Source organism: Corynebacterium lowii (assembly GCF_001412085.1).
Classification (GTDB): Bacteria; Actinomycetota; Actinomycetes; order Mycobacteriales; family Mycobacteriaceae; genus Corynebacterium; species Corynebacterium lowii.
In genome coordinates, this window is the sequence record NZ_LKEV01000010.1 from 1 (window position 1) to 12,741 (window position 12,741).

Annotated in this window: 2 protein-coding genes and 3 pseudogenes; 2 read left to right on the plus strand and 3 right to left on the minus strand. The window is 72.0% G+C overall.

Going from position 1 to position 12,741, the window contains the following annotated elements; all coding sequences use genetic code 11:
- From Clow_RS11090 to Clow_RS11100, 3 genes and pseudogenes are all read right to left on the minus strand, one after another.
- Positions 1-773: pseudogene (locus Clow_RS11090) on the minus strand (PTS transporter subunit IIC); the annotation flags it as partial.
- A gap of 14 nt (positions 774-787) precedes the next feature.
- Positions 788-1,602: pseudogene (locus tag Clow_RS11095) on the minus strand (PTS sugar transporter subunit IIAB).
- Between the two features lie 356 nt (positions 1,603-1,958).
- Positions 1,959-3,401: an MFS transporter gene (locus tag Clow_RS11100; RefSeq protein WP_055179249.1), complete on the minus strand. Its 1,443-nt coding sequence runs from the start codon at positions 3,399-3,401 to the stop codon at positions 1,959-1,961.
- A gap of 445 nt (positions 3,402-3,846) precedes the next feature.
- Here Clow_RS11100 and Clow_RS11105 point away from each other — a divergent pair, with 445 nt between their 5' ends.
- Positions 3,847-10,113, plus strand: a complete 6,267-nt coding sequence (locus Clow_RS11105; protein ID WP_156334951.1) for an amino acid adenylation domain-containing protein — start codon at positions 3,847-3,849, stop codon at positions 10,111-10,113.
- Positions 10,044-12,269 (plus strand): annotated as a pseudogene (locus Clow_RS11550) (condensation domain-containing protein); the annotation flags it as partial. The gene Clow_RS11105 and the pseudogene Clow_RS11550, both read left to right, overlap by 70 nt.
- Between the last annotated feature and the right edge of the window lie 472 nt (positions 12,270-12,741).

Sequence of the window (12,741 nt, forward strand, 5' to 3'; positions counted from 1 at the left end):
CCTCGGCCCGCCCGGCTCGGGCGAGGAACATCGCGGCGAGCACCAGGTACATCAGCGCCATGGAGAGCGCGGTGGCGACCATGGAGTCGCGCAGGAAGCGTAGGCCCTCCGGCAGCTTAAGATCCTCGGTAGAGGGGGACTGCGCGGTTCCCTTGCCGTCCACGAGGGACCCCACCGCGCCTGCGGCCACGTACCCGACGGTGCCGGAGTGCCCGATAGCAATGGAATCGTCGCCGGTGATTCGGCGCGTCCGGGGGCGTGCGATGGCGGGCAGGGAGACCATCAGCACGCCCAGCAGGATCGCGCCGAAGAGCACCACCACCCAAGAGGAGGTAACCGGCCGTGGCCAGGACCATGGTGAGCAGCGTGGATATGAACAGCACGTGGTGCCAGGTGAGGAACACGTACTTCATCGGCGTGACGCGCTCCAGGGCAAGCGACACCGCAAACCCCAGGATCATGATCCAGGCGACGCTCCCACCGAATTGCTCCTGGGCTATGCCCATGATCGCCTCGTTGGTGGGCACCACGCCCTGCGCGCCCGTGGCCCCGGTAATCATGGCACCCAGCGGTTCCAGGAAGGCGGTGACCAGCCCGGCACCGACCCTGATGAACAGGAAGTCCAGCGTCGCCTTGATGGCCCCGCCCATGACCTGCCCGGCACCCTTGTTCATGGCGGACAGGCCCACGGCGGTGATGATGCCGATGAGGAACGCGGGGACGGACAGCACCTCGTTGACGAGGAAGTTTGCAACGGAGAGAAGAAAATCCATGAGGGTGGGGTTTCTTAGATGTCGTAGAGATCGCGCAGGGCGGCATCGATTTCGGCGGTGGAGGTGAAGTCCTCGATCACGAGCACGGGCACGCCCACGTCGCCGAGCGTCGTGGTGATCGCGCCCGAGTTCAGCAGGAAATCCGCCTCCTGAGCCCGGCCCTTCGCGGATATCGTGTCCGTGGACTCCACGGTGAGGAACGGCCCCAGCCCCAGGCATCTAATATCTGTTCCAGCGTTTGTTTGAGAAACAGCGAGGTTCCCAGACCGTTTCCGCACACGGTATAGATCTTGCCCTTCGAGGGCAGGGAGTCCTCGCGCGTGTTACGTGGTTACGTGCGGCAGCGGCGGGTGCCAATGCAGCCTCGATCCTCCCAGGCCTCGCAGCACCGTCCTGGAGTATTCGGCGCAGCTCCGCCTTGGTGCCCAGGACGTCGAGCGGCGTGCGCACCTGCGGGTTGCCCAACAAGGAGGCCAGTTCTTTCATTGCCTGCAGGTACGCCGAGGAGTCCCGGGCGGCCAGCCCCACGACGAGTCCCACCGGGTCGTGGGCCTTGCTGTCAAACGGCACCGGGTTGTTCAGGTGCCCCCCAGGAGATCGCTGTTTGCCTGACCGCCTCCGAGGGGCGCGCGTGGGCGAGCGCGAACCCCGGGGCCACCACGATGTAGGGGCCGTGTTCCTCCACCGATTGCACCATCGCGGCGGTGTAGCTGGGGGTGATCGCTCCCGCCTTCTCGAACAGGCCACCGGTGAGTTCTATGGCGGAGCGCCAGTCGCGCGCCTCGCCGCGCAGGTTCACGGCACCGCGCGGGAGCGGGTCGTTGAGCATGGCATCCGGGGCCTCCTACTGCCAGCAGCCATGAGAAGAGATCGTTGCATTGATTATAGGCTTTGGCTGAGTTGTATCCCCGCAGGAGTTCAGCGCGATGGCGCGGGAGAGGGGCGCGCCCTGCGCCCCCTGATGCTCGGGGTTTCGAGTGCCGGACGGGCACGTGGGGGAGGAGTAGTGCTCCCGGCTTCGGTCGGTTGTGGCCCTCACCGGACCGGAGCGCGAAGTCCGCTGCTCGACGCCCCGGCTCGGTGTCGAGGCGCTCCATCGGAACCGCGCGGCCGGAGCACTCGCCGCGATCAGCGGCTCCCCGCACGCCTCCCCACGCGGCCGACGCTCCCGCCCTCGGGCCGCCCTCAGTCCTCCCGACGGTCCTGACTGCGGATCGCGGTGAAGCAGATGACCGCACACAGCGCGGCGAGGGCCGTTCCGGTGAAGCAGATGAGCGAGAGGCCGCTGGTGAAGGCGGCGATGGCCTCCTCGACCAGGGAGGAGGGGAACATCTGCCCCAGCAGCTCGAAGCGGCCCGAGGCGATGGCCTCCCGGGCAGGGACGGGAGCCCACGGGAGGGCATCCACCCGGGTGGAGAGTAGGGCGCCGAACACGGCGACTCCGGTGGCGGTACCCAGGGGGAACGCGGTGTTCGCCGCGCCCGTGGCGGCCCCCGCGCGGGAGGCGGGAACCACGGCGAGGGCGAGGTTCATCATGTGGGGCATCGCCGCGCCCGAGCCGATCCCGATGACGAGCAGGGGGCCGAGGGCGCGGGTCCAGGTGGCATCCGGACCCAGGGCCAGCCCCAGCCACAGCAGGCCGATCGCCGTCACCGACATGGCTCCGCCGGTGACGAGGTTGACGTGGCCGAGGGCGGAGGAGGGGGCGGCGATGATGACCATCGGTAGGGCGAGAGCCAGGAGCACGAACCCCACCTGCACCGGCGAGAGGTGCTGCTGCCCGGAGAGCCAGAAGATGAGGTACGGCAGGAGGCCGAAGGTCACCAGGCGGCCCGTGAAGGAAAGGAGCATCGCTGCGGAGAAGGTCGGGATCCGGAACAAGTGGAGGTCCAGCAGTGCATCGCGGCCACGGCGGAGCTGGAGGCGCGCAAAGCAGAGGAGCAGGATGGCGGCTGCGACGATCGCCGTGAGCACCGAGGGGGAGCCCCACCCGGAGGTCGGGCCGGTGACCAGGGCGTAGTTGAGGGTGAACACGCCGATGGCCACGAGGGCGGTGGAGAGCCAGTCGGGGGAGCCGCTGCGCCGCTGCGGCTCGGGGGCGCCCCGCCCCGCCACCAGCATCGCGGCGATGGCCACCGCGCTCACGGGAAGATTCACCACGAAGATCCAGCGCCATCCCCCGCCACCCACGAGCGCGCCACCCACCAGCGGCCCCAATGCGGCGGCCGCGGCCCCGGCGGCCGTGAACGCGCCGACGGCGCGGGCCCGCCCCCTCTCGTCGCCCTCGTGGGTATCCGCGAGGATGGGCATGCAGGTGGCAAAGACGAGGGTTGCTCCGAGCGCCTGGATCACCCGGCCCGCGATGAGCCAGCCCGAGCTCGGCGCGAGGGCGCAGAGCAGGGAGGCCAGGCCGAAGAGGGCGTGGCCGCAGATGAACAGGGGGCGGCGGGGCACGCGGTCGGAGAGCGCCCCCACGCCGAGCAGGAGGGAGGCGAAGACGAGGACGTAGCCGTTGACGATCCATTGCGAGTCCTGGAGCCCGGCGTTGAGATCGCGACCAATATCCGGGAGGGCGATCGTGACGACGGTCATGTCGAGGGTCATGACTGCGGCGGACAGTGCGACCACGGCAGTGGTCAGGCCTGCTTTCATGAGAAGTCCTTTGGGTGGGGAGGATGACGATGGGGGTGAAAATCGGGGGTGGGGAGGGTGATATTCCCCATGGAACAAAAAGTTCAATAGGTTGAACAGTACACTATCGTGGCTGGATCAGCTAGGCTGACCTAATGTGCCATGTGCTTAGCTAAGCGTTCCCTAATCACTGCACCGGAAAAGGTCGAAAGGTTAACTCATAATGGTAATCATTATCAATAGTGATGTATGGTGACCGACCATGATCAATCGACCCCGGATATCACCGGAAAACCACGATGCCGCTCCCGCGCACACCGACGCCCTCGGCGCGGGATCAAACCCCGTCACCAGGGGCGGGCAACGGCGCCTGCTCACTGCGACGCAACGCGCCTACCTGCGCGGACGCGAGCCCGGACAGCCCCTGGGCGGGGTAGACTGCATGGCCCTCTTCGAGTTCCGCCGCGACGTCGACGGGGGAGACTACCTTGACATAGAACGACTCCGCGCGGCCGTGGCAACGCTGCGCCGCCACCCCGTCATGCGCTCGGCGATCCTCGACGGGGAGCACCGGGAGATCACCCCCGCCGAGGAGGGGGGCGCGGTCCTCCCCCTGACGATCTCGGTGGACGATGCACGCCACGATCGCGCTGCGGGCTCAGGGGACACAGAAGGCGCGGGGGACATCGAGGAGATCTGCGCGGGGCGGCGAGCGGAGATCCTGGCGCGGCACGCCCATTACGGCGCCGGCGAGCTGGGATGGATCGACGTCCTGCGCGGGGAGACCACGGAGATCGTTCACGTGGCGGTGTCCCTGGTCGCCGCAGACCTCGCCGGGGTCGGCGTCGTCCTCAACGACCTCGCGGCGGCCTACGCAGGCGGGGCTGAGGTCGGCGACGAGCAGCACCCCGGCGTGCGCACCTTCGCCGACATCGCCCGCGACGAGCGCGCGGGGCGGCGCCGCGCCCCCGCCGGGGGCCACGAACCCGACCACGCCGTGGAATACGATCACCTCCCACCCCCGCCGACCTTCGGCGGGCTCCTCGGGCGCGCGGAGGTGATCGGGCACGGCGTGATCCGCCGCGAGACTACGTTCTCCGCGGACCGCTGGGAGGCCCTCGGGCGCGCCGCCGAGGCGTGCGGTTCTACCCGTCCCGGGCTGATCCTGGCGGTGTACCGCCACGCCGTGGGGCTGTGGTCGGGCCGGGACGCCCTGAGCATCGTCGTCCCGGGCCTCGATCACCGCGCCACCTCCCGCGACGTGCTCGACCGCACCCAGACGTGGGTCGTGCGCCCGGACGCGGCGGCGGGCCGGAAGCTCGGAGAGGCCGCGCGGGAGGCCACCGCGGAGCTTCGCCGGCGCATCGGGATCGGAAGAGACTCCATCGACGAGCTGGGCGAGGTCCTTCGCCGTGGCGAGGGCCACCCCGGCGTTCTCCCGGTGGTTCTGACCTGCGGCGGGGAGGCCGTATTGTGCGATCCCCGCGTGGAGGAGGTCTTTGGGTCGCTGACGGCCACCGGCTCGGTGACGCCGCAGGTGCTGTGCGATCTCCAGGTCCTTCGCATCGTGGAGGACGAGGTGCACGTGGCCCTGGACGTCCGCAGCGGAGCCTACCCCCGGCAGGTGGGCGAGGAATTGTTCGATGCGGTGGTGGAGGGACTCACCGCCATTGCCGACGCCGCCGAGCGGAACCCCGACGATGGCGAGGCCGTCGCCACCCTCATGATCGACGACGTGGTGCGCCTGCCCTCCCGGGTCCGGGACCGCAGGGCGGCGCTCCACCGCGAGGCGTCGGCCCCCGCCGGCCTGCTCCACGAGCCCTTCCTCCGACGGATCGAGCTGTACCCGGAGGCCATCGCCGTGATCGACCCGGCGGAAGGCGGCGCGCTGACCTACGCGGAGCTTCACCGCGCGGCGATGACCCTGGCGCGCTCCCTCGCGGGTGCCGTGGCACCGGGGGACGTGGTGGGCATCCGGCTGCCCAAGGGGCGAGATCAGGTGACCGCGGTGATGGCCGCGATGTACCTCGGCGCCACCTACCTCCCCGTGAGCGTGGACGCGCCGCAGGAACGGCTCACCGCGATCCTGTCCGTGGCGCGGCCCGCCGCGGTCATCGAACGGGTCGATCCCTCCATCTACGAGGTGTCCTCCCCGCGCCCCGACGCCGAGGACGCCCCGGAGGTGCTTCCCAGGGCGATCGCCCCCGAGGACCCGGCCTACGTGATCTTCACCTCGGGATCCACCGGCACCCCCAAGGGCGTGGTGGTCTCCCACGCGGCGGCCTCCACCACGATCGACGCGGTCGTGGAGCGCCACGCCATCGGCCCCGCTGACCGGGTGCTGACGGTCTCCTCCCTAGACTTCGACCTCAGCGTCTTTGACATTTTCGGACTCCTCGGAGCCGGCGGAGCCCTCGTGTGCATCGGAGAGGGCGATCGTCGGGACGCCTTCGCCTGGGCGGAGCTTATTCGGCGGCACGGCGTCACCGTCTGGAATAGCGCCCCCGCGCTGGCGGACATGCTCGCCGTGGCCGCGGGCGCGGAGCGCCTGCCGCTTCGGCTGGCCCTCGTCTCGGGGGACTGGGTGCCGCTTGACCTCCCCGGCCGCCTCCGGGCGATCGCCGAGGGGATCCGCGTGGTAGCCATGGGAGGCGCCACGGAGGCCGGCATCTGGTCCAACGAGTACATCCTCGACGGCCCCGCCGACCTGCCCGAGGGGTGGCCCTCGGTGCCCTACGGCCGCCCGCTTCCCGGCCAGGAATATCGCGTTGTGGACGAGAACGGCCGCGATTGCCCGACGGGCGTGACCGGCGAGCTGTGGATCGGCGGGCGGAGCCTGGCCGAGGGGTACCTCGGGAGGGATGACCTGACCGAGGAGAGATTCGTCTGGCAGCGCCAGGGTGACGCCCCCGCGCAGCGCTGGTATCGCACCGGCGACCTCGGCTACTGGGCCGCAGAGGAGACGGCCGGGGAGGGGAATGACCTGCTGTTCTTCGTCGGGCGCCGCGACGATCAGGTGAAGATCCGAGGGCACCGCGTGGAACTCGGAGACGTGGAGCACCACCTGCGCCAGGTCGACGGGGTGGACAAGGCCATCGCCCTCCCCGAGCCGGGGCACCGCGCGCTGGCCGCGGTCGTCGTTCCCGCCGCCGGGGCGCGGGTCACCCCGGAGGAGGTGCGAGGCCACCTCGAAAGGAACCTCCCGGAGTTCATGGTGCCCAGGGAGATCGCGGTGGTCGAGTCCGTGGGGCTCACGGCCAACGGGAAACTCGATCGCGGGTGGGCCGCGCGCCACGTGGCGCCGGTCGCCGGGATCGGGGACGAGAGCCCGGACCCGGTGCCGCGACCCGAGCGCGCCGCGACCCTGACCCTGATCCGCGAGGCGTGGGCGCGCGCCCTGGGCAACGACGCACCGGGCGAGATGAGCCCCGAGGCGAACTTCTTTGCGCTGGGCGGGGACAGCCTCGCCGCCACCGAGGCGTGCGCGGAACTTCGCGCCAGGGGAGTGGGCGTGACCGCCGCAGAGCTGTTCACCCACCCCCGCCTGGAGGACTTCGCCGCAGTGTGCGCGGCCGCCCAGCCCCCGGCGCCGGACCCGCGCGCCGGGCGCGCGAGCGCCCCCGTCGGGGCCGTCGATCCCGCCGACGAGGGGGAGGTGTTTCCCCTGTCCCCGCTCCAGCGCTCCTATGCGCTGGGCGCCGACGGCATCCGGGGAACCGTCCGCTCCCGGACCGTCTACGCGGCGATCCTGCGCCGCCGCGAGGAAGAGCCCGGGGCCGCCCCCGCGGAGGGATTCACCCGAGCCGAGGTCACGGCGGTGGCGCGGAGCTTGGCGAGCCGGTGCCCATCCCTGCGGGTGGTCCGGGTAGGGGACGACGCCCAGCGCGCGATCTCCCCCGACGAGGCGGTGACGGTCACCGTCCTGGAGGAACGCGGGGGCGCATTGCGCGAGGCGCTGGGGGACTGGGAACCCCGGACGCCCCTGGAACTCATCATCCCCCACGAGGGCTCCCCGGAGCTCGGCGTGGCCATCGACTATTTTGCGCTCGACGGCCGAAGCCTCGCGGAGATCGTGGGGGCGCTCTCCGACGCCCTGGCGGGTGGCCACCGCGAGCTCTCCGGGTCGATCGCGGAGTTCGCGGCCTTCTGCCGCGCCGCCGAGCCGTCGAGCGGCGTTCTGCCGGACTCCGCCCCGCGGCCGCCGAGGCTCCCCGTCATACGCATCCCCGAGCGCGCCGTGGGCTTCCGCAGCCTCCGTGCCACGGTTCCCGCCTCCGACCTCGCGCGCCGCGCGCGCCGACTGGGCGTGACCCCCTCCGCCTACCTCCTCGCGGAGTACGGCGCGGTCCTCGCGGGCGAGTCCGGCCTTGAGGACGTCGGGGTCGTGGTGCCGCTCATTCATCGGCCCGCCGAGGCCGGTGCCGGGCGGCCGTCCCTCCTCGGGTGCTTCTCCCAGCTGGCGGTGTGCCGCTGCCGCAGGTCCCCGGACCACCGTGGGGTGCAGGATCAACTCATCGAAGGGATGGCGGGCCTTACCCCCGCGCCCGTCTCCGAGGGGAGGAAGGGGGCGTACCCGGCGATATTTACCTCGGTGCTGGGCTACGACTCCGCAGCGGTCTCCGCTGCGCCCGCCGGGGCGGGTGGCGGTTCGGGAGCCGTCGTCGAACCCGTGTGGTCGCTCACCAGAACCCCCGGCGTCCTCATCGATTGCCAGGTCTGCGCCCTTGGGGCCGATCGCGGGCTCGTGGAGCTGCGGTGGGATATTCCCCGGGGAGTCCTCGACGAACCCCGGCTCTCCTCGATGTTCGAGCGATTCGCGCAGGCGGTGGGGGCGACGGTCGCGGAGGCCTCGCCGCCGCGGGGCGCGGCCCCCGGCGCCGGCATGGCGTCGGGGCTGATCGAGGCCGTCACGAGGGAGCTTGACGCGCGGGGTGAGGACGTCGTGCCGTGGGCCCGCCCGATCGTCGCCGCCTGGCGGTGCTTCGTGAGCGAGGGCCCCGGGGGTACGGGGCTGCGCGACGCGCCGGTGCCCTGGTCCGAGCGGGACGCCCGGTACCTGGCCGACGTCGTGTGCGGGAGGGCCCGCCGGTACTCGCTCCTGGAACACCCCGTGCTCTCCCCGCGCGGGCTGGCCTCCGTGGAGCCCGCCGTGATCCGGGCGATGGACGTGGTGCGCCAGCGGATCGCCCTGTCTCCCGGTACCTCCGTGGTCGAGATCGGGTTCGGCGCGGACCCGTCGTTGTCCCCGGGGTGCGGCAGCTGGACGGTCGTGGAACCGGATGACCGGATCGCTGACCTGGCGACCGTCGAGGGCCGGGCGTGCGTGAGCGGCGTCGAGGAGCTCTCGGGTCCCGCCGATCTGGTCCTCGCCTGCGGGACCCTCCACAGGGATCCGCGGCTGCCCGCGGCGCTCGCCTCCGTTCCCCTGGGCGCGGAGACGGAGGTGCACCTCGTGGAGGCCCGGCGGATGACGGCCGCCTCCCTCCTTTCCGCGGCTGTGCTCAACCCCGCGATGCTCCGGGGCGACCTCGCCGTGAGCGACGCGGAGCAGCTTCTTGGGCTGCTCCGCGACCGGGGCCTCGGCCTGCGGTACCTCGATGCGGAAGACGGCCACACCCTCGTGCTGCGCGCCGCGCCGGGCGAGGGAACCACGGTGCCCGCCGTCGCGGCGCCCGTTCCGGACCAGGCGGGGGAGGGCGACGCGCCCCGATCGCTCGCGGCCTCGCTGGAGGAAATCTGGCGCCGGCATCTTCCCGACCTCGACGCTTTGCCCTCGCCCCTGCCCGGGGGCACGGACTTCTTCCACCGGGGCGGTGACTCGCTCATCGCCACCCGGGTGGTGGCCGACCTCCACGCCGCCGGACACGAGGGAGCCCGCGCGGTAGACCTCTTTAACGAGCCCACGTTCGGGGGCTTTCTCGAGCGCTGGTCCCGGAGCGACCGCGCGCGGCGCACGGCGAAACCCGCGGCGGAGCCGACGCGGGAGGCCCCGCAGGCTCCGCTCGACCGATGGCCGCTGACGAGGGTTCAGCGCGCGTATCTCGCGGGGGAGGACCCGGACCAGCTGCTCGGGGGCGTGCCGGCCCGGTGTTGGTTCCTCTTCGACTCGCCGGGTCTGGACGTCGATCGCCTCCGCGCGGCGGCGAGAGCCGTGGCGGAGCGGCATCCGGCGCTCCGCGCCCTCCTCGATCGCCCGGGCGAGGCCTTCGTGGTCCAGCCGCCGCGGGACGCGCCGCCCATCCTCTCCGAGGTGCCGGACGCCGAGCTCGCGGTGCGGGGTTATGCGCCGGATCACCGGGAAAACGGCCCGCTGGTGCTCTTTGCGGACGGCCGACGGCTCGGGATCTCCATGAGCAACCTCCTCCTCGACGGCGCGTCCATGATGCTGGTGATGGAGGATCTCTCGCGGGCATACGAGGATCCCAGCGCCGTGAGGAAGATGGGGGAAGGGGCGGCGGTGCTCTCGGAGTACCTGGCGCGGCGCCCGTGGCTCGTGGAGGAGTCCGCCCCCGTGCCCACCGCCGCCGGGCCGCTCGTCCCGGAGGACCTCGCCAGCGGGGTGGATCGGGTGCTCGCCGCGGCGCCCTGGCGCTGCTGGTCACGCATATCGCGGACGTGCTTTCCCTCAATAATCCGAGGATGGAGCGCGTCTCCGCGGACCTCCCCGCCGACCGGTGGAAGGCAGCGTGCTCGCGGTGGGCGGAACTGAGGGTCACCCCCGCAGCGGGCGTGCTCGCGGCCTTCGCCCGCGCGCTGGCCGCGGAGACGCGCTCGGACTCGCTGACCATCAACGTCACCCGCTTCGACCGCGACCTCACGGCACCGGGCATCTCCGAGGTTGCGGGGGACTTCACGGCCCTCAGCCTCGTGTCCTTGAGGGGGCTGCGGTCCGGGGCCCTCGCCGGGACGGCCGCCGAGGCGCAGGCGGAGCTTGCCCGCGCGGGCGAGCCGGAGCGCGACACCCTTCGCGTCGCGGCCCGCGCGGTGCGCGCCACGGGCGACCCGGCCGCCGGGCTCTTTCCGGTGGTGTTCACCTGCGGCCTCGGGTTGAGCGGGGGGCCGAACCGGAACCGGGCCTTCGCGGAGCAGAGCTTCGGGACCCGGGTTGCCGCGGGATCCACCACTCCGCAGGTGGTACTCGATCTCCAGGTCGCGGATGACCGGGATGGGCTGCACCTGACCGCCGATTACCTGACGCAGATTCTCCCCGAGGCGAGGGTTCGGCGCATCGTAGACCGTGCCGTCGAGGCGCTGCTCGGCGGCACGGAATCGCCCGGGGGGCCGGGCGAAACGCCCGATCCGATCGCCGAGGCGTGGGCCTCGGCCCTGGGCATCCCGGCTTCCTCCCTCACCGAGGAGAGCAACTTCTTCCGGGAGGGTGGGGACTCGCTGCGGGCCACGGAGGTCGTGCGCCGCCTGCGGGATCGCGGAATGCGGGTCTCCCTGCGAAGCCTGCTGGCGCGTCCCACCCTGGGGGATTTCCGCAGCGAGCTCACCCGCAGCGAGCTCACCCCCGAAGGCCCGGGCCATAAGGACGACGGGGATGAGTGGTTCGACCTCACGGACGTCCAGGCCAGTTACCTTCTCGGGAGGACCTCGGCCTATCGGGATGGCGGAATAGCCTGCCAGGGGTACGCCGAGTTCGCGGTGGATGCGTCCCTCCTGGCGAGCGCCAGGGGGGAGGACCCCGAGCGCTACCCGGCGCGGAAGTTTGTCGCGGCGGTAACCGAGGCGTGGGACAGGGTCGTTGCCCTCCACCCGATGCTGCGCGCGGTGATTGACCGCGAGGGCAGGCAGCGCATCGACCGCCGTGCCGAGGTTCCCCTGCGCGTGGTCGAGGTCCCGGGGGAGGCTGGGGCCGCCGAGGCCGTGCGGGCCGACGTTCGGAGGGAGCTGTGCGAAAAGAACTATCCGATCGGCCAGGCGCCGATGCTGGACGCCGTGCTCACCCTCGGCCACGGGGATCCGGTTTTCCACCTCTCGGTAGACCTCATCATCACCGATTACGTGGGCATTCGGACGGTGGTGGCCGACCTGGACCGGTGCCTGGCCGAGCCGGGCTCGACCCCGCCGGCGCCCGAGGCGAGCTTCCGGGACTGGATCGAGGAGCGCGCCCGGCACCGACGAACCCCCGAGGGGTGCGCCGCGATCGAGCGCGACCGCGCGTGGTGGAAGGACAGGCTGGGGGATCTACCCCCGGCGCTCGTCTTCTCCCCGGACGCCGCGGGCGCAGAACCCACCGGGGATGCGGGCACCACGCGCCGCTCCCTCGCCCTCGATGAAGCCGAGTGGCGCCGGTTCCGCGAGGCCGCAGCCGAGGCGGGGGTGACGCCTTCCGCCCTGGTCCTGGGGATGTTCATGGCCGTCGCCCGGCGCTACGCGGACCTGGACCTGGCGGAGCAGGATCGCGCCCTGGTGACGGTGACCACGGTGGATCGCGCCGCGGGATCCGGGGATCTGTCCAGGGTGGTCGGGGACTTCACCTCCACGGTCCTCGTCGATGCGCCGCTGGGGACCAATCCCAGGAAGAACGCCCTCGGCGTTCAGGGCTGCCTGATGGACGCGCTGGAGCACCCGGAGTATCCTGGGGTCCGCGTCCTGCGGGATCTCCGCGCCGCCGGGGGAGAGCGCCGCGGGAGCGTGCCGGTGGTGTTCACCTCCACCGTGGGGGTGCGCGCCGAGGAGGAACCCCGGGTGCTGCGATTGGTTCCCGGCAGCGCGATCAGCAAAACCCCGCAGGTGCTGCTGGATGTGCAGCTCTCCCCCGTGGGGGAGGGGGTCACCGTGGATTGGGACTCCCGCGACGGCGGATTCCACCCCGACGTGCTGGACCAGGCGTTTGAGGACTTCCGGATCGCGGTGAAGGAGACGGCCGCCGCGGGGGAGGCGGTGGCGCTTCCCCCGCGTACCCCCGCCCCCGCCGGGCGCGCGCTCACCCTGGCGGAGGCCTCCGGCGATCCCGCGGACGGGTTCCTCCACGGTCCCTTCCTCCGCCGGGTGCTGGAGGACCCGGACGCGCCCGCCGTCCTGCACGAGGGCCGGAGCGTCAGCCGCGGCGAGCTGTACGCGGAGGCGGTGCGGGTCGCGCGGACCCTGCCGGAGGGCGAGGGGCCCGTGGTGGTGGCCGAGGAGCCCGGCGTGGCGCAGATCGCCTCCCAGCTCGCGGCCCTTCTGATGGGGCGCCCCTTCGTTCCCGTCGATCCCCACTGGCCCGAGGCCCGGCGGCGCGGCGTCGTGGACGTCCTGCGGCGCGCCGCCGGGGAGGCCTCCGGGGCATCGGCGCACGTGCGCGGGGAGCCGGTGGAGCTTCCGACGGCCGATGCCGCACCTGAGGCCC

Excerpts from the sequence above, each read along its gene's own strand:
- Clow_RS11105 (WP_156334951.1), top strand. The coding sequence starts at position 3,847 with ATGGCCCTCTTCGAGTTCCGCCGCGACGTCGACGGGGGAGACTACCTT.